This is a genomic window from Bacillus sp. SIMBA_154 (assembly GCF_046536015.1).
GTDB classification, from domain to species: Bacteria; Bacillota; Bacilli; order Bacillales; family Bacillaceae; genus Bacillus; species Bacillus pumilus_P.
In genome coordinates, this window is sequence record NZ_JAWJBV010000001.1 from 192,905 (window position 1) to 210,191 (window position 17,287).

Genomic DNA, 17,287 nt, shown 5'->3' on the forward strand with positions numbered 1-17,287 from the left:
AAAGAATGAAACTTTCGCACGAAAAGTGAACTTTATGAAATAAGTGTGAAAATTTAAAAGGAGATGGCGGCTGAAAGAAGATGAAAAAAGCTGAAACGAAAAAAGGCGGACACGTGACCTTTACAAATAATTCACCTGACAGGTAGACTATTGAAACAACAGTTTTTTTGTAAAAAAGAAAGATCAAATAAAGCCGAAATTGAAAAGGGGCGAGGTCGTTATGATACGTCAAGTGAAGCCGTCAGATTTTTACGCCGTCACATCCGTCATCCAAAGCTGGTGGGGAGGCAGAGATTTACGCGCAAAATTGCCAAAGCTATTTTTTGAACATTTTCAGCAAACAAGTTTTGTTATCGTTGAAAAGGGTGAACTGATCGGCTTTTTAGTCGGTTTTTTATCGCAATCCCATTCAGATGAAGCGTATATTCACTTTGTTGGGGTACATCCAGACCATCGCAAATTAAAGATCGGCAAAATTCTCTATCAAGCGTTTTATGAAGCGGCTGAAAAGGAAGGAAGAACGACGATTAAGGCCGTCACAGCTCCTGTCAATAAAGTCTCCATTGCGTACCATACAAGGCTCGGATTTCAGATAGAAAAGGGAGATAAAACAGTAGATGGCATTTCGGTTTTTTCAGATTATGATGGTATGCATGAAGACCGTGTGTTATTTGTGAAAAAGTTAGAGGCGATGTCATGATTGTCAATTTAGATCAAACAAAAGGAGAGGTAGCAAAGCAGATCTTACATATTCAACTAGCTGCATACCAACAAGAAGCTGAACAAATTGGCTATGCCGATCTTCCACCATTAAAAGAGACCATTCAAGATGTAATGAAAGCAAAAGAGCAATTTATTGGTTTTGAGCAAAAGGGAATCTTACTAGGTGTTGCCTCTTATGAAGAGCAGAAAGATTATTTGATCATTAGTCGATTGGCTGTGCATCCCAAAGCGCTAAAACAGGGTATTGGAACAAGACTTATGTCTACAATTATGGAGAAAAATGTTCCTATAGAACTGACCACAGGACAAAAAAACACCCCTGCAAAAAGGCTATACGAAAAGTTAGGATTTCTTGAAACAAATGTGATTCATGTTGCAAAAGAGCTCACCTTATCAAAAATGAAATGGACACCGAGGCGAAAGGTTGAGGTTGTCGAATTCAAAAAAGAAGGGCATGAAGAATTCCATCAAGAAAAGCAGCGACTCAAGCAAATCATTCAAAAGAGCTGGATAGAAGGACATCATATTGGTAGTACGTCAGTTGAAGGACTTGTTGCCAAACCAATTATTGATATATTAATAGAAGTAAGTCATATAAAAGAGATCGATAGAAAAAGAGAGAGCTTTGAACATCTTGGATATCAAGCGCTAGGTGAAAATGGCGTAAAAGGGAGACGTTTTTTTCAAAAGGGTGGTTTGAATCGTACGCATCATGTCCATGTTTATGAGAGAAATCATCCTGATGTGAAAAGACATTTATTGTTTCGAAATTACTTAAGAGTCCACCCAGAACGAGCTGCAGCGTATGCGTCTGTCAAGGAACAATTAGCAAATCAGTATCCGGAAGATATACAAAGCTATATGGCGGGAAAGAAAGAAATCATAAAAGAAATAGAAAATGAGGCATATCACTGGGATAGAGAAGGAAGAGAGGAAGCTCATAAATAAGCTACCTCTTTTCCTCGTTAATTAGGAAGCTGAACATGGCCTTTTACAATATAGGCCTGTGAAGCAGCAGTAGATGGAAGAGCGGGTAATTTATCCTTTACTATGACCCCGCGGATGTCTGTGATTCGAACAGGAAGAGATGTAGACCCCATATTAAATCCAAGGAAATGGTTGTAGTCTGTCTTTTCCATGTTCACCCATTGTCCATCTTTGTAATATTCCATTTTCATAATCGGATATTTATGATTGCGCACTTGAATCGCAGCCCACCACTTACTGCTACCTTCTTTTATTCTGTAAGCTACATTTCCGCTAATCGGTGCTTTTATAATTTTCCAACTAATTGGGATTTTCCCGTCTGCCATATTGCCGATTTTGGCAAAGGCATTAGGAGAAAGATCAAGAGCTCCTTTTGCTCCTTCTGGATATTTATCGGTTACATACACAACGGTTTTTCCTTTTGGACCCTTTACTTCAAGGTAAGCCCCTGCAAGTGCTGCATTTATCCCTTTATAGTTATAGTCATGGGGATTTAAAGCCGTAATTTTCATGTCAGATGGAATAGGATCTAATAATGCGGCGCCCCCTGAGTAACCAGATCCCGTATAAGTCGCATAGCTTTCTCGTACTTCATCAAGGACAGATGCCGCTTTCATGTTTGGCACAGCGAAACTCAACATCAATATCAGTGCCCCGATGAAGCAGAGAGATAATCTTTTTTTCACGATCTAAAACCTCCTGTTTATTCTTTTGAAATTGGTAGCGTCATAAGTATAATTCTAAAAAACAAGAAGCAGAAAGAGCCAATAGATAGATATAATCCTAGTGAGAAGAGCGTGTATTTCAAAGAATATGACTTTCGGATTTAGTCGTGTGTCATGTTTTATGGTGTTTTATGTGTTACAATGTAAGCATCAATTTAAAAAGGATGTTCACCATGTATATTCACATCACAGAACTGGCTAAAACATATATAGAAAAACAGCAAACAGGAAACGAAACGAAGGAATTACTGCTTCGCTACGATTCAGAAGGTTGTGGCTGTGCAGTGAGTGGCGTACCAATGCTTTGGTTAACAAGTGAAAGAACAGGTGAATGGGAACAACTGAATAATAGCCAACATTTAAAACTATATATACACATTGCACAGAAGGTATTCTTTGATGAGGAAATGACCATCGATTTTAATGAAAAAGCCAATACATTGATGCTGAAAAGTCCTCAGCAAATACTCAGTCCAAGAATGGGCATACTTGTAAAGTAAGGTGGAAACGTAGTGGATCAGAAGCTTAGAGTGATACAAAACACGGCACAAAATAAAACATGGGTGTCGTTTTTAAATAACAATCATCCCTATAGCCTTTTGCACTGGTCAATAGGTGGAATGGATTCGGTGAAAAAGGACGTTTGGCTTCTTCAAGATGAAGTCACATTTGAAACGGAAGAATTTCCAACGCTTGAATTAGCTGTCAATTGGATTAAAGAGAATATGGATCAAGTAACAGATGTCTTATGAAGAGTCCTTTGCTGAAGGGGCTTTTTTTTCTGCCATCATCTCATCAAACAACAGGGCTGTCTAATCTGAAAAATGCTCTTTTTAAACGGAAAAAAGCAGTTTTTAACAAAAGATTCGACAAAACGAGAAAAATGAAAATGAAAAAATAGTGGCTGTAAATGCCGAAAAATAGGCAATGGAAGCGTTTATTGCGGGATACCGAAAACTTTGCGAAAAATGACATTTCATATTTCTTCCATTCGAGGAAATGTGATAGAATACAACATGTATCGTATATGAGAAGGGAGGTGCTAAAGTGAATTGAAGCTCAAGTTGTCATCGCCTCAGGTTGGAATCAAAATAAACGAATGGTATAGACAGATTTGCGGATTTCATGTCATGAAAGCAGAGAAGCTGAAGGCCGAGATCGAGCAGGAAATCCTTGAGATGGAGCAGGATCAAAACTTGTTATTGTTTTACCAGCTGATGGATTTTCGCCATAAGGTAATGCTTGAATATTTTGAACCGGCAAAAAAAGCCTCGAATGATGAAGAAATTAAGAATCTCCTTGAAACGATTGAACATTCGCAAACGAAATTAACGGATATGCTTGAATACTATGTTCATTTTTTCACAGGAATGTTTGAATTTGAGCAGAGAAACTATTTGAGCGCCATTGCTTATTACCGTTCAGCAGAAAAAAAGCTCAATCTCATATCAGATGATATAGAAAGAGCAGAATTTTACTTTAAATTAGCAGAAATATATTACCACATGAAACAAACCCACTTTTCGATGCACTATGCCTTGCAAGCGTTAGATACGTACTCTGCCTATAGAACGTACACGCTGAGAATCATCCACTGTGAATTTGTCATCGGTGCAAACTATGATGATTTGAAATGCTATGAACATGCATTGCCCTACTTTAAAAATGCTCTAAAGCGAGCACGCTCAATTGGAAACCCTCGAGTCATAGGTTCGGCCCTTTTCAACTTAGGTAACTGTTATTACCAAATGAATGATCTTCCGGAAGCAAGTCGTTATCTGAAAGACTCTCTTGAAGTGTTTGAAAAGGAGAATTTAACCCATCTAAATCGCTCTCTAGACCCACTATTTATGCTGACCCAAATCCTGTTTAAACAAAAAAAGATAGAAGAGTCGTTATCACTCTATCAACAAGGTATTATGAAAGCCTGTGAATTAGAAGATGAAATTTACATTTGCAAATTTCAGTTTCTAAAAGCACTATACGTTGATGCAGAAATAAAGATCATAGACGATACATTAGACCTGTTGGAGGACAAGCGCTTATACCCAGATATTGAGGAATTGGCACTTGATGCGGCTCATTATTATAATGAGCTCGGACTATTTGAAGTATCTACCCGGTTTTACGAAAGGAAAATTCAAGCTATATCAAAAATCCAAAATGGGGGTCATTTATATGAAAATGAGTTTGATAGTTCTTTTATTGGCAGCAACTGCAGGATTATCGGTCATGAGTCAGCAGCAATCGGAAGAGAGTCATATGGAAATGGCGGGCAGACACCATACAACAGTGGTGACTATCGTATAAGTTAGCTAAAAAAGAGGAGGCGAACTGCTGTTCATTCTCCTCTTTCATCTTGATTGAGTTCAAATCTTTGAAGAAATGCTTGGACCTCTTGTTCATAAGCTTCCTTATTTTCGCTAAAAGACATCGCATGAGCCCCATGTGGCGCAATAAATAACAGTTTATCACCCTTTTTTCGTGTATATAACTGCTGACTTTGCACACAAGGGATATAATAGTCGTCATGAAGGCTATGGATAAAGAGCACAGGTTCTTTCACTTGATCGATCACATCAAGCGGGGAAACTTGCCGGATGCGATATCCGTCCCGCCATCTTAACACTTGATCACTCAGTGGAAGAATCCAATGACCTGAAAGGCGAAAATCCGTTTTTAACCGATACACCAGCTGATCCTCAAAAGAAGCGAAGGGACAATCGGCAATGTAAAAATCCGCGGCTGCTTCAGGTTTTGCAGCATATAACAAGGTAGTGACTGCACCCATCGATTCCCCGTGTACACCAATGATGGCACTTTCCCCGAACCTTTTTCTGAGCCACTTCACCACCTGAGCTAAATCTTCTTTTTCATAGTATCCATAACTAGTGGTTTTCCCGCCACTCATTCCGTGTCTTCTATGATCATAAAGCATCACATTCCATCCGAGCTTTTGGAATAATTTCATATACTTAACTGAATTGATCAGACTGACAGTAACGCCGTGGCAAAGCACGATGGTGCGAGTTGTATGTGGAAACGGTACAAAATAGCCATGAAGATCATAACCAAAGGATGAGGGAATACAAACTTTCTCTTTTTTGAGCTGTTTAAATTCCTCGTGATGATAATGACCTTCATCTGATTCTCGTTTGATTAGCTCTTCATCCGTTAATTTACGAATATACATCATTTTATTGGTGAAAAAAAAGCCGATTGCAACGAGTGGAAATAATATAAAGGCAAGTAGAGCGATCCATTTCTTCATTAAGCCGATTCTTCCTTTCCGAAGTTTTTCCTACGATGATCATACCACATGTTGGGAGATTGGCGTGATTCTTGCTCAGCAAATAAAACGGATGATACACTAAGGCAAAAGGAGAGAGGCACAATGAAAAAGACCAATCAAGATCAAGCAAAACTAAAAGATGGCATAAATGATGATGTCAAACAGCAACTCCTTCAAATGAAGCAGAATCTTGCAGTCGAGACAGGAAAAAGAGAAGAACAAAAACGACAAGATCTCCTTCGACAGCAGAAAGAAAAAGAGAAAAATAAAAGCTTCTCAGAGCTGCTAGATGAAAGTCATTTAGACTGGAGAAAATATAAAAGCTAAAAAAGAGATCACCAGACGTGATCTCTTCAGATGTTGACAAAGGGCTAAAAATGATCTTTATTTTAGCCCTTTGTCTTCTTTTTCAGCGTGATAGAAAACCTTTGAAGTCTAGGAAGGACGAGCACTGGAGCGGAGCGAATTTGACATTCGTGAGCACCGGCACGCAGGACTGACACCGAATGCGAGGGTTTGTCTACACGCAGATCACATGACGTGATCTCTTTTACGTTATATTGAACCGATGCGCCTCATACACAGATGGTTTTGTATAGTATGTCAATGCTTTTACTTCTTGGCCGCTTAAAGAACGTGCATTTGCCGCTGCTACATTTTCTTTTAACTGTTTCACCGAGCTTGCGCCAAAAACAACGGAACTGACAGCAGAATGCTTGAGCAAATATTGAATGGACAGCTCGGTGAGCGATAGGTCATAAGCGACTTTCTTTAAAGAAGGAATGACCTGCTGAAGCTCATCAAATGAGTATTGAAGATAGCCGTTATGTTGAATGGCTGCACTTGCTTGAGAGAGTGGTTTTTCAGTTAAAAGCCCTTTGGCTAAAGGCCCTCTTGCGACGACGCTAATGCCTTGTTCTTCAAGAAGAGAAAACCATTCTTCAGGACGGCGGTCGAGTAAACTATATTGCATCATCACACTGACAATGTTCGACTTTTTGGCATATTCTTTAATGACATTAGGACGGATAGAAGATATGCCGTAATATCGAATGACGCCTTCTTTCACTAATTCTTCAAAAGCCTCAATGGTCTCATCAATTGGGTCATCAATCGTGCCGCCATGCAATTGATATAAATCAATATAATCTGTCTGAAGCCGCTTGAGGCTCTGTTTTACTGCCTCTTTTATGTACGCCTTTGAAGGGTCCCAGTCCCAGCCCGGTTTGCCTTTTTCAAAGCGATTCCCGCCTTTTGTGGCCAAAATCAAATCTTGCCGTCTGTTCTTAATGGCTTCCCCGACAATTTCCTCATTTGTCCCAAAATCATATAAATCGGCTGTATCCAAATAGTTAATCCCAAGATCAATGGCTTCATCTAATAAAGAGAGCGCTTTTTCTTTTTCAGTCCCAAGGGACATACATCCTAGTGCAGACTCGCTCACCAAGAGATCAGAGGTACCAATTCGTCTTTTTTTCAATTTCATCACACTCCTATCCTTTCACATTAAGTGAAAAAAATTTGGAATTCAAGCTAGGTGATTTCAAATGGCGCATTTGAAGCGAGCGTTCGCTCTTCGCTTCTCCTAAATCATCTATGTTAAAATGAATGAAGTAAAAAGTGAAAGTAGAACGAGGAGCTGACAAAATTGAAGGACTTTGAAGAAAAAACATTATCATCTAAAGAATTATACAACGGAAAAATCATTGATTTGGTTCTTGAAGATGTAGAATTGCCAAACGGAAAACAGGGCAAACGAGAAATCATCAAACATCCAGGTGCAGTAGCAGTCATTGCACGTACGGACGAAAATAAAATCATTTTGGTCAAGCAATACCGTAAAGCACTAGAGAGAGCCATCGTTGAAATTCCGGCTGGGAAATTAGAACAAGGGGAAGAGCCGGCACATACAGCACTGAGAGAATTAGAAGAAGAAACAGGGTATACAGCTCAGCAGCTTAAAAAGCTGACTGCTTTTTATACATCGCCTGGGTTTGCAGATGAACTTGTCCACATCTATCTTGCAGATCAGTTGGTTCCGCTTGAAGAAAAAAGAGAGCTGGATGAAGATGAATTTGTAGAAGTGATGGAAGTTTCATTAGAAGAAGCACTGCACCTCATTGAAAAACAGCATATTTATGATGCAAAAACAGCCTATGCTATTCAGTATTTACAACTGCAAGAGGTACTTGAGTCTACAAAATGAGGGAGTTTTTTGCCGACATCCATATTCATATAGGCAGAACGAGAACAGGCAGGGCTGTCAAAATTACAGGTGCAAGGTCGCTCACAATTGACCAAATTTTAATAGAAGCGTCACAAAATAAAGGGATGGGGATGATTGGTGTGATTGATGCACAATCTCCTGAAGTCCTAGAAGAGTTAATAGAGGGTGTAGAGGAAGAAAAGTACACTGAACTGAATGATGGAGGTCTATCATTTGGACAGACAGTTTTACTTTTAGGCAGTGAATTAGAAATCAATGACGGCCATTCAAAGGGTCCGATTCATGTGCTTGCGTTTATGCCCACATTACACAAAATGTCTAAGTTCTCCGCATGGCTCTCACTTCATATGAAAAATGTGCATTTGAGTTCACAGCGCCTATATGTTGATGGGAGAACACTTCAGCACAAGGTCAAGGAGCTTGGAGGATTATTTATTCCTGCCCATATTTTCACGCCGCACAAAAGTTTATACGGTAAAGGAGTAAACACTTCTTTAACAGAAGTATTCGATCCAGAACTCATTGATGCGGTTGAGCTTGGCCTTAGCTGCGATACGTCAATGGCCTCCCAGCTAAGTGAGCTGAGCCGTTATCCTTTTTTAACGAATTCAGATGCTCATTCCTTAGGAAAAATTGCGCGAGAATATACAAAAATCAAAATGGATCATGCCTCTTTTGCCGAATTCAAACTAGCCCTTCAAGGAAAAGATGGCAGAAACATCACAGGAAATTATGGACTCGCCCCGCGGCTTGGAAAGTATTATCATACGACCTGCGAGAAATGCGGGGTAAGACCTGACAGCCCAGACCAAGAAAAGTGCCACGCATGCGGACATACCCGGATGATAAAAGGGGTGAGTGAGCGTTTAAAGGAGCTTGCTGACCAAGAAAGTGACAAAGGGACGAGACCTCCTTATGTTCACCAGCTCCCTCTTCAATTTATTCCGGGAGTCGGAGCCAAAACGTTAGACAAGCTAAAAGCCGTGTTTCACACAGAAATGAATATTCTTCATCAAGCAACAGAACAAGAACTAAAAGCTGTTCTGCCAGAAAAAACAGCCAATTACATCATTAAAGCAAGAAAAGGTGAAGTCGGACTGATAGCTGGTGGAGGCGGAGTCTACGGCAAGGTGGATATTAATCATGAGTCAACTTAAATGGACATGTCAAACATTTGAACAACTGCCGAAAGAGGATCTTTACCTTATTTTAATGGAATGAGTCAACGTGTTTGTCGTAGAACAAAGGTGCCCTTATCCTGAAATCGATCATCGAGACCAAGAGGCACTTCATATCATTGCAAAAGAGAACGGCATCATTGTAGCTTATTGCCGAATATTCCAAAGCGGGATCATGTACCATGAGGCATCCATTGGCCGTGTCCTTGTGACGGAGGCTGGCCGGAAAAAAGGCTATGGGAAAATGCTGCTTAGCAAGGCGTTGGAAAAGCTTAGTGATTTAGGTGAAACAAGTGTCAAAATTCAGGCGCAAGCCTACCTGAAATCGTTTTACGAATCGTTTGGTTTCAAAGCCGTCTCAGATTGTTATGATGAAGATGGGATCCCGCATCTTGATATGGTGAAAACAGAAAGATAGGCGTGTATACGTCTATCTTTTTTATGTGCTTTCGTGTATCATAACGACAACGAAAGGGGTTTTGCCAAATGGGAAAAAGCAAAGAAAAGAAAAAACGAGAACATATTCAAAGGCAGCACAGCCGAAATCCAGAACTGTCAAGAGGATTCGTGCCGCATTTTAGCACACATGAAAGAAAGACTAAAACAAAACAAGAAGCCATGCAGCATATGATGAAGAAACATAAAGGAAGGAATGCTTATGATCGCTATCAAGAGGATCATAAGCATTTTTATTTTGCTTTTTTGTGACAAGTAGATCAAATAAATGGAAAAATTTTAAAAAATAGGACAAACGGTCGTTTCTTTTTGTCTAAAAATGTAGTTAAATGACAAAAAGCAATGAAAGGGAGAGTGAGTATCGTGAACGTCAAGTCATTTGGAGCAGGGCTTTGTATGGCAAGTATGCTGCTGGCATCAACCACGTTCGGTGCGTCAGATATAACTGCAAAGGAGCAAGCAAAAAAAGAGTATATGATCGGCTTTTCTTCTTCCGTTCAAGACAAAGCACAAAAACAGCTTGTAGAAGAAGCTGGTGGACATGTGAAAGAATCCATAGACCAAATAGATATGATGAAAGTTTCGTTGAATGAGACCTCGAAAGAGAAACTGAATCAAGCAAAAGAAGTTACCTTTATTGAGGAGGACCAAAAAGCAAAAACAAGCGGTCAAACCGTCCCATATGGCATTAAAAGCATCAAAGCACAAAAGGTACATAAACGAGGATATGCCGGACAGAATGTCAAAGTAGCTGTTCTTGATAGCGGCATCGATGGCAAACATGAAGATTTACACGTAACCGGCGGAGTCAGCTTTGTTCCAACAGAGTCCGATCCACTCGTTGACCCGCATGAACACGGAACCCATGTGGCAGGCACGATCGCAGCATTAGATAATAAAGTGGGCGTCATTGGTGTCGCGCCAAAAGCTTCTATCTATGCTATCAAGGTGGCAGATCAAAATGGTGACGGCTACTATAGCTGGATCATTAAAGGCATTGAGTGGGCGATCGAAAATGACATGGATGTCATCAATATTAGTATGGGGGGAGCAAGTGAATCTGAGGCGCTGAAAGAAGCGGTAGATAAAGCGTATGACAAAGGGATTCTCATTGTGGCTTCTGCCGGGAATGCTGGGAGTTATGGCTCACTCAATACGATTGACTACCCGGCCAAATACAGCTCAGTGATGGCTGTCGCATCTGTTGACCAAAGGAAGCAAAGAGCCTTTGATTCCTCTGTTGGCGAAGAGGTGGAAGTATCAGCACCAGGCGTTTCAACGCTAAGCACGATTCCTCATAACGAATATGGCTACAAAAGCGGTACGTCAATGGCATCACCTCATGTTACGGGTGCTGCGGCTGTGATTCTATCAAAACATCCTAATCTGACAAACGAAGAAGTGCGCGAAAGACTTTCAAAAACAGCAACAAAGCTTGGAGATCCTTTTTATTATGGTGCCGGGCTTGTGAACGTACAAAAAGCGTCACGATAAATGAAAAAGAGAAAGCAGCCTGTACACTGCTTTCTCTTTTTTCTTTCGATAAAACTGTCATGTTTCGTATTCTCTCTCATAGAATCTAGTAACCTTTACTATTTGGGAGGAAGACGCATGCGGAAAAAGTCTTGGAAGGAACATCTTCTTCAGCACGTAAAAGATCATCTATCGATTTATTTGTTTGTCTCGGTACTCTTTTTAATGGGCGTCATCTTTGGGGCTATTATCGTCAACAGCATGACAATCAGTCAGAAAGAGGATTTATTCTATTATTTAAATCAATTTTTTGGTCAGCTGACGAATGAGAAAGCAGCAGAATCAAAAGAAATGTTTTTGCAAAGCTTCCTGCATCATATGAAATATTTAGGCCTCATGTGGATACTAGGAATTTCCATCATTGGTCTGCCGCTCATCTTTCTCATGATCTTTTTAAAAGGGATTGTCGTTGGCTTTACTGTTGGTTTTCTAGTGAATCAAATGGGGCTCAGTGGATTTTTTCTTTCTTTCGTATCGGTTCTTCCGCAAAATATTTTGCTCATTCCAGCATATTTAGTCATCGGAACATGTGCGATTGCGTTTTCCATCCGTCTCATTGGACAGCTTTTCATGAAAAAAACGATCAGTCAAGCGCCAGTCCAGTGGTTTGGACGGTATGCATCTGTTCTGCTGATGATATTAGCGCTTGCTGCACTCTCATCCTTTTTTGAATCGTACTTATCATTCATGCTGATGAAAAAGCTAGCCGGTGTCCTGTTTTAATATTTTTTATAATCGTTATTAAATAATAATCAATTTATTTATCATTTTAAAATGATTATAGTTGGCTCTCTGCACATCATTTGATATAATGATCAAGTAATGTGGCGTAGGAGGGAAAGTCAATGGAAAATCGGATTGATCGAATTAAGAAACAGCTTCATTCTTCCAGCTATAAGCTCACGCCACAGCGTGAAGCAACAGTCAGAGTACTGCTTGAGAATGAAGAAGACCATTTAAGTGCAGAAGATGTATACCTCCTCGTAAAAGAGAAGTCTCCTGAAATTGGTCTTGCTACTGTTTATCGGACGTTAGAATTGCTAACTGAACTGAAAGTTGTTGATAAAATTAACTTTGGAGACGGCGTTTCGCGATATGATCTTCGCAAAGAAGGAGCCGCCCACTTCCATCACCATCTTGTCTGCATGGAATGCGGGACAGTCGATGAGATAGAAGATGATTTATTAGAAGATGTTGAAGAGATTATTGAACGCGACTGGAAATTTAAAATTAAGGATCATAGATTGACATTCCATGGTATTTGCCATCGCTGTCATGATGATGAATCCGGCCAATAATCCGAATTGGAACCTTTTCATTTCATATGAAGAGGTTTTTTGCATTTTCGCTGTATATTCCTTGTCCCACCTGGCATATGCTGAAGTAATGAGAAGATGAGAAAGGACATGAAGATCATGCGAAAATGGCTCAAAACAACAGGTGAAGTGATGAAAGTATTTATCTTGTTCACTGGTTTTACCGTCCTGTTCTATTATGCTATGATATGGATAAATTCAGAATATGAAAGCTACCATCGTTATGATAAACCAGAGGGTGCAGCGATTAAAGTGATGGAAATGGATCAGCCGAATCAAGACAACTGGCAAGACCGATTGATTTATTTTTATCAAAACGGGGAGTAGAAACCATTGAACGATCAATTATCCGACTTTATTCATTTTATGACGGTAGAGAGAGGACTCTCTGAAAATACCATTGTCTCTTATAAAAGAGATTTACAGAACTACTTGTCTTTTTTAATGACACACGAGCAGCTAGCCGATATCAAAGACGTCACGCGTCTTCATATCATTCATTATTTAAAGCAGCTAAAAGAGGAAGGGAAATCGAGCAAAACGTCCGTAAGGCATCTATCATCGATTCGCTCCTTTCACCAATTTCTGCTACGGGAAAAAGTGACAACAGATGACCCGTCATGGAACATTGAAACGCAAAAAACAGAGCGGAAATTACCGAAAGTTCTATCACTGGGTGAGGTCGAAAAGCTGCTCGATACACCAAAGCAGCACACACCATTTGACTACCGGGACAAAGCTATGCTGGAGCTTTTATATGCAACAGGCATTCGCGTGAGTGAAATGCTGGATCTGACCCTTGCAGATGTTCATCTTACAATGGGCTTTATCCGCTGCTTTGGAAAAGGAAGAAAAGAGCGAATTGTGCCAATTGGCGAAGCCGCTGCAAGTGCGATTGAAGAATATATAGAAAAAGGAAGAAGCAAGCTGCTAAAAAAACAGCCAGCCGATGCCTTATTCCTCAATCATCACGGGAAAAAGATGTCGCGGCAAGGCTTCTGGAAGAACTTAAAAAAACGAGCCATCGAAGCAGGCATTCAAAAGGAATTGACGCCTCATACGCTCAGACATTCATTTGCTACACATCTGCTTGAAAACGGTGCTGATCTAAGAGCCGTACAGGAGATGCTCGGGCATGCGGATATATCAACAACACAAATTTATACACATGTGACGAAAACAAGACTGAAAGATGTGTATCACAAATTCCATCCAAGGGCATAAGTAAAGCATGGCACGGTGAACGTGTACCATGCTTTTTGTTGTTTGTACCGTTTATAGTTGTCAATTGACTTGTAAACGGTTTATACTTGAGATGTCTGACCTCTCTATATTTGAAAGGTCAAAGGACAAGAATATTGAAGGAGGCGCTTTTTAATGCCTGATTATCAGTATAAACGCATTTTCCTCATTGTGATGGATTCAGTAGGGATTGGTGAAGCACCAGATGCTGCTGATTTTAATGATGTAGGTGCAGATACACTTGGACATATTGCTGAAAAAATGAACGGGCTTCATATGCCGAATATGGCGAAGCTTGGGCTGAGTCATATTAAAGAAATCAAAGGAATTCCAGCGGACGAAAAACCGCTTGCGTATTATGGGAAAATGCAAGAAGCATCAAATGGAAAAGACACAATGACAGGACACTGGGAAATAATGGGTCTTTACATAGACACACCGTTTAAAGTCTTTCCAGACGGATTCCCAGATGAACTATTAAATGAACTAAAAGAAAAAACAGGACGGGGCATCATTGGGAATAAACCAGCATCTGGGACAGAAATTCTGGATGAGCTTGGCGAAGAGCACATGAAAACAGGTGATTTAATCGTTTATACATCTGCGGATTCTGTTTTGCAAATTGCTGCGCACGAAGAAGTTGTGCCACTGGAAGAGCTCTACCGCATTTGTGAAATTGCACGAGAACTGACTTTAGATGAAAAATATATGGTAGGACGCATTATTGCTCGTCCGTTTGTCGGGGAGCCTGGGGCATTTGTCAGAACGCCAAACCGTCATGACTATGCTTTAAAACCATTTGACCGTACCGTTATGAATGAGCTGAAAGATGATGGGCTTGATGTCATTGCCATTGGAAAAATCTCTGATATTTATGACGGTGAAGGAATTACATCTTCTCTCAGAACGAAATCAAATATGGATGGAATGGACAAGCTCGTCGAGACACTTAAAACAGACTTTACAGGACTCAGCTTTTTAAACCTTGTTGATTTTGACGCTCTTTATGGGCACAGAAGAGACCCAGAGGGCTACGGAAAAGCACTAGAGGAATATGACGCACGTCTTCCTGAAGTGTTTGACCTGTTAAAAGAGGATGATCTCCTTGTGATCACAGCAGATCACGGAAATGACCCAGTTCATCACGGAACAGACCATACAAGAGAATACGTTCCACTTATTGCTTACAGTAAAAAGCATCAGGAAGCAAATGAACTGCCAACAGCAAAAACCTTTGCTGATCTTGGGGCAACGGTAGCAGATAATTTCAAGTCAGCGATGCCAAAATACGGTACAAGCTTTTTATCTAAACTCAAATAGGGGGAAATCTCGTGGGAGCACAGTTTTCAGAAGCGGCGGCATACATTAAACAAGCATCGGCATACGTACCAACAGTTGGATTGATCTTAGGTTCAGGGCTTGGCATTTTAGCAGATGAGATTGAAAATCCAATCAAATTGAAATATGAAGATATCCCTGGATTCCCTGTTTCAACAGTAGAGGGACATGCAGGACAGCTCGTCATCGGGACGCTGAAAGGCACCGTCGTATGTGCAATGCAAGGACGTTTTCATTTCTATGAAGGATATGATATGAAGCAAGTAACGTTTCCTGTTCGTGTGATGAAAGAAATTGGCATTGAGACATGTATTGTGACAAATGCAGCCGGCGGCGTGAATACGTCCTTTCATCCAGGTGATCTGATGCTGATTACGGATCATATCAATATGATGGGGACCAATCCATTAATCGGACCAAATGACAGTCAAGGCGTTCGTTTCCCTGACATGTCTGCACCATACGATAAAGATTTGCTGGCACTTGCAGAAAAAACGGCTCAACACTTAGGCATATCTGTACAGCAGGGAGTATATGCCGGGATGACAGGTCCTTCATATGAAACACCAGCTGAAGTTCGTTTCCTTAGAACGCTTGGAGCAGATGCAGTGGGAATGTCGACTGTCCCAGAAGTGATTGTTGCGCGTCATGCAGTAATGAAAGTGCTTGGTATTTCATGTATCTCCAATGCCGCATCAGGTATTTTAGATCAGCCGCTTTCTCATGATGAAGTCATTGAAGTGACGGAAAAAGTGAAAGCAAGTTTCCTTGATTTAGTAAAAGATGTTGTGGAGCAACTCTCATAATATGTTTCCAAAAGTCTTCTGTTCATTAAACAGAAGACTTTTTTTATATGTAATCAAACGATCTCTGAATAAAACAGCCTGTATGAGGAAAAAATAGAAAGGATTACGATAATGGAGGTCTGCCACTTGAAACGTCATATATGTGCATTGTTTATTTTAATGATCCTTATCTCAATGGTTTCACCATCAGCGATAGCAAAAGAAAAGATAGAAAAACCAGGAGAAAAACAAACATCAGAATTGGCGCATGAAGCCAAATCAGCCATCTTAATTGAACGTGACACGGGGAAGGTGCTTTACAACAAAAACAGCGATGAAAAGCTTGCACCTGCAAGTATGACCAAAATCATGACCATGCTTCTCATTATGGAAGCAATGGACCAAGGAAAGCTGAAAATGACAGACAAGGTCAGAACGAGCGACTATGCGGCATCCATGGGAGGCTCACAAATTTTCCTTGAACCAGGAGAAGAAATGACTGTGAAAGAAATGCTGAAAGGCATTGCAATTGCTTCAGGAAATGATGCATCTGTTGCCATGGCAGAACATATTGCTGGATCTGAAGAACAGTTCGTTGAGCAGATGAACAAAAAGGCAAAAGAACTCGGGCTCACCTCAACAGTCTTTCAAAACCCAACGGGACTTCCTGAAAAAGATCATTACAGCACAGCTCATGATATGGCAAAAATGGCGAAAGAGTTGTTGAAATATGAACAAATCACCAAATTCACAGGCGTCTATGAAGACTATCTTCGTCAAAACACGGATAAAAAATTCTGGCTTGTGAACACGAACCGACTAATTAAATTTTATCCAGGCGTCGATGGATTGAAAACAGGTTTTACAGGCGAGGCAAAATACTGTTTAACCGCATCAGCTAAAAAAGGCAACATGCGCGTCATTGCTGTCGTATTTGGCGCAAGTACACCGAAGGACAGAAACGCCCAAGTGGTCAAAATGTTAGACTATGCATTTAGTCAATATACAACCCATCCACTTTACAAACGAGGACAAGACGTGGCAGAGATCAAAGTGAGCAAAGGGAAAAAGAAGAAAATTCAGCTTGTCACTTCTGAACCGATCTCCCTTTTAACGAAAAAAGGCGAAAATGTGGATCAGATTAAAAAAGAAATCAAATTGACTCATGATGTCAAAGCCCCATTTTCAAAAGGGACGGAACTTGGCACCATTGTCTTGAAAAAAGACGGTAAAGTACTGCATGAAAGCCCTGTAGAAGCAAAAGAAGGAATGGAAAAAGCAGGGGTTTGGACTTTCTTCAAACGGGCCATGGCCGAATTTATAAAATGGAAATAAAGGATAAAGACTGCTGCGATTGGCAGTCTTTTTGCTATGAGCTAGAAGAAAAGAACATCTAAATATGACGAATGATCACTAGTTTTGTCATGGTGAAGGATTTACCTTGTTTAAAAGAGAAACATTCTTTATCCGAAATGAGAGCAAGGA

Annotated in this window: 21 protein-coding genes; 18 read left to right on the forward strand and 3 right to left on the reverse strand. The window is 40.4% G+C overall.

Annotated features, from left to right (window positions below):
- Window positions 1-220 precede the first annotated feature (220 nt).
- Both R0K30_RS01085 and R0K30_RS01090 read left to right on the forward strand, forming a co-directional pair.
- Window positions 221-700 (forward strand): GNAT family N-acetyltransferase, encoded by a 480-nt coding sequence (locus tag R0K30_RS01085; protein ID WP_410608637.1) that lies wholly within the window; start codon window positions 221-223, stop codon window positions 698-700.
- Window positions 697-1,671: a GNAT family N-acetyltransferase gene (locus R0K30_RS01090; RefSeq protein WP_410608639.1), complete on the forward strand. Its 975-nt coding sequence runs from the start codon at window positions 697-699 to the stop codon at window positions 1,669-1,671. The genes R0K30_RS01085 and R0K30_RS01090 overlap by 4 nt, the downstream gene beginning before the upstream one ends.
- A gap of 17 nt (window positions 1,672-1,688) precedes the next feature.
- Here R0K30_RS01090 and R0K30_RS01095 read toward each other — a convergent pair whose 3' ends face one another.
- A complete protein-coding gene (locus R0K30_RS01095; RefSeq protein WP_099726743.1) occupies window positions 1,689-2,396 on the reverse strand; it encodes an expansin EXLX1 family cellulose-binding protein in 708 nt (235 codons plus the stop codon).
- A gap of 212 nt (window positions 2,397-2,608) precedes the next feature.
- On the opposite strand from R0K30_RS01095, the gene R0K30_RS01100 reads away from it, so the two are divergent.
- The 3 genes from R0K30_RS01100 (at window position 2,609) to R0K30_RS01110 (ending at window position 4,750) form a co-directional block, all read left to right on the forward strand.
- Window positions 2,609-2,935, forward strand: coding sequence for an iron-sulfur cluster biosynthesis family protein (locus R0K30_RS01100; RefSeq protein WP_034319861.1), 327 nt, complete (start codon window positions 2,609-2,611; stop codon window positions 2,933-2,935).
- A 12-nt stretch (window positions 2,936-2,947) separates the two neighbouring features.
- Window positions 2,948-3,187 carry a YqkC family protein gene (locus tag R0K30_RS01105; protein ID WP_099726744.1) on the forward strand — a complete coding sequence of 80 codons (240 nt, stop codon included), beginning with the start codon at window positions 2,948-2,950 and terminating at the stop codon, window positions 3,185-3,187.
- Window positions 3,188-3,487: 300 nt separating this feature from the next.
- Window positions 3,488-4,750 carry a response regulator aspartate phosphatase gene (locus R0K30_RS01110; RefSeq protein ID WP_099726745.1) on the forward strand — a complete coding sequence of 421 codons (1,263 nt, stop codon included), beginning with the start codon at window positions 3,488-3,490 and terminating at the stop codon, window positions 4,748-4,750.
- A gap of 26 nt (window positions 4,751-4,776) precedes the next feature.
- Here the strand turns inward: R0K30_RS01110 and R0K30_RS01115 are convergent, their stop codons facing one another.
- Window positions 4,777-5,706, reverse strand: coding sequence for an alpha/beta hydrolase (locus tag R0K30_RS01115; protein WP_410608643.1), 930 nt, complete (start codon window positions 5,704-5,706; stop codon window positions 4,777-4,779).
- A 123-nt stretch (window positions 5,707-5,829) separates the two neighbouring features.
- Between R0K30_RS01115 and R0K30_RS01120 the strand changes: the two genes are divergently transcribed.
- Window positions 5,830-6,054: a YqkE family protein gene (locus R0K30_RS01120; protein ID WP_099726747.1), complete on the forward strand. Its 225-nt coding sequence runs from the start codon at window positions 5,830-5,832 to the stop codon at window positions 6,052-6,054.
- Window positions 6,055-6,277: 223 nt separating this feature from the next.
- Here R0K30_RS01120 and R0K30_RS01125 read toward each other — a convergent pair whose 3' ends face one another.
- Window positions 6,278-7,207, reverse strand: coding sequence for an aldo/keto reductase (locus R0K30_RS01125; protein WP_410609145.1), 930 nt, complete (start codon window positions 7,205-7,207; stop codon window positions 6,278-6,280).
- Window positions 7,208-7,375: 168 nt separating this feature from the next.
- Between R0K30_RS01125 and R0K30_RS01130 the strand changes: the two genes are divergently transcribed.
- The 12 genes from R0K30_RS01130 to R0K30_RS01185 all read left to right on the forward strand — a co-directional run bounded on the left by R0K30_RS01130 (window position 7,376) and on the right by R0K30_RS01185 (window position 17,137).
- Window positions 7,376-7,933 (forward strand): NUDIX hydrolase, encoded by a 558-nt coding sequence (locus R0K30_RS01130; protein WP_099726749.1) that lies wholly within the window; start codon window positions 7,376-7,378, stop codon window positions 7,931-7,933.
- A complete protein-coding gene (locus R0K30_RS01135) occupies window positions 7,930-9,111 on the forward strand; it encodes a TIGR00375 family protein (protein WP_099726750.1) in 1,182 nt (393 codons plus the stop codon). The genes R0K30_RS01130 and R0K30_RS01135 overlap by 4 nt, the downstream gene beginning before the upstream one ends.
- A gap of 70 nt (window positions 9,112-9,181) precedes the next feature.
- Window positions 9,182-9,550 carry a GNAT family N-acetyltransferase gene (locus R0K30_RS01140; RefSeq protein ID WP_410608646.1) on the forward strand — a complete coding sequence of 123 codons (369 nt, stop codon included), beginning with the start codon at window positions 9,182-9,184 and terminating at the stop codon, window positions 9,548-9,550.
- A 68-nt stretch (window positions 9,551-9,618) separates the two neighbouring features.
- Window positions 9,619-9,840, forward strand: a complete 222-nt coding sequence (locus tag R0K30_RS01145; RefSeq protein ID WP_230030354.1) for a hypothetical protein — start codon at window positions 9,619-9,621, stop codon at window positions 9,838-9,840.
- 111 nt (window positions 9,841-9,951) lie between these two features.
- On the forward strand, window positions 9,952-11,082 hold the full coding sequence (locus R0K30_RS01150) for a S8 family peptidase (RefSeq protein ID WP_099726753.1): 1,131 nt from the start codon (window positions 9,952-9,954) through the stop codon (window positions 11,080-11,082).
- Window positions 11,083-11,199: 117 nt separating this feature from the next.
- Window positions 11,200-11,844 carry a stage II sporulation protein M gene (gene spoIIM, locus R0K30_RS01155; protein ID WP_034319889.1) on the forward strand — a complete coding sequence of 215 codons (645 nt, stop codon included), beginning with the start codon at window positions 11,200-11,202 and terminating at the stop codon, window positions 11,842-11,844.
- Between the two features lie 122 nt (window positions 11,845-11,966).
- Window positions 11,967-12,419 (forward strand): ferric iron uptake transcriptional regulator, encoded by a 453-nt coding sequence (fur, locus tag R0K30_RS01160; protein WP_034319892.1) that lies wholly within the window; start codon window positions 11,967-11,969, stop codon window positions 12,417-12,419.
- Between the two features lie 117 nt (window positions 12,420-12,536).
- Window positions 12,537-12,764, forward strand: a complete 228-nt coding sequence (locus R0K30_RS01165) for a YqzK family protein (RefSeq protein ID WP_003215798.1) — start codon at window positions 12,537-12,539, stop codon at window positions 12,762-12,764.
- A gap of 6 nt (window positions 12,765-12,770) precedes the next feature.
- The gene (gene xerD, locus R0K30_RS01170) at window positions 12,771-13,661 is read left to right on the forward strand and encodes a site-specific tyrosine recombinase XerD (RefSeq protein WP_230030353.1); all 891 of its coding nucleotides are present in this window, start codon (window positions 12,771-12,773) and stop codon (window positions 13,659-13,661) included.
- A gap of 153 nt (window positions 13,662-13,814) precedes the next feature.
- The gene (gene deoB, locus R0K30_RS01175; protein WP_099726755.1) at window positions 13,815-14,999 is read left to right on the forward strand and encodes a phosphopentomutase; all 1,185 of its coding nucleotides are present in this window, start codon (window positions 13,815-13,817) and stop codon (window positions 14,997-14,999) included.
- Window positions 15,000-15,010: 11 nt separating this feature from the next.
- Window positions 15,011-15,823: a purine-nucleoside phosphorylase gene (locus R0K30_RS01180; RefSeq protein ID WP_410608650.1), complete on the forward strand. Its 813-nt coding sequence runs from the start codon at window positions 15,011-15,013 to the stop codon at window positions 15,821-15,823.
- A 159-nt stretch (window positions 15,824-15,982) separates the two neighbouring features.
- Window positions 15,983-17,137, forward strand: a complete 1,155-nt coding sequence (locus tag R0K30_RS01185) for a D-alanyl-D-alanine carboxypeptidase family protein (protein WP_370461106.1) — start codon at window positions 15,983-15,985, stop codon at window positions 17,135-17,137.
- Window positions 17,138-17,287: the final 150 nt, after the last annotated feature.

Coding starts and splice junctions, on each gene's coding strand:
- R0K30_RS01085 (WP_410608637.1), top strand. CDS start 221: ATGATACGTCAAGTGAAGCCGTCAGATTTTTACGCCGTCACATCCGTC.
- R0K30_RS01090 (WP_410608639.1), top strand. CDS start 697: ATGATTGTCAATTTAGATCAAACAAAAGGAGAGGTAGCAAAGCAGATC.
- R0K30_RS01100 (WP_034319861.1), top strand. CDS start 2,609: ATGTATATTCACATCACAGAACTGGCTAAAACATATATAGAAAAACAG.
- R0K30_RS01115 (WP_410608643.1), bottom strand. CDS start 5,706: ATGAAGAAATGGATCGCTCTACTTGCCTTTATATTATTTCCACTCGTT.
- R0K30_RS01120 (WP_099726747.1), top strand. CDS start 5,830: ATGAAAAAGACCAATCAAGATCAAGCAAAACTAAAAGATGGCATAAAT.
- R0K30_RS01135 (WP_099726750.1), top strand. CDS start 7,930: ATGAGGGAGTTTTTTGCCGACATCCATATTCATATAGGCAGAACGAGA.
- R0K30_RS01145 (WP_230030354.1), top strand. CDS start 9,619: ATGGGAAAAAGCAAAGAAAAGAAAAAACGAGAACATATTCAAAGGCAG.
- spoIIM (WP_034319889.1), top strand. CDS start 11,200: ATGCGGAAAAAGTCTTGGAAGGAACATCTTCTTCAGCACGTAAAAGAT.
- fur (WP_034319892.1), top strand. CDS start 11,967: ATGGAAAATCGGATTGATCGAATTAAGAAACAGCTTCATTCTTCCAGC.
- R0K30_RS01165 (WP_003215798.1), top strand. CDS start 12,537: ATGCGAAAATGGCTCAAAACAACAGGTGAAGTGATGAAAGTATTTATC.
- deoB (WP_099726755.1), top strand. CDS start 13,815: ATGCCTGATTATCAGTATAAACGCATTTTCCTCATTGTGATGGATTCA.
- R0K30_RS01185 (WP_370461106.1), top strand. CDS start 15,983: ATGATCCTTATCTCAATGGTTTCACCATCAGCGATAGCAAAAGAAAAG.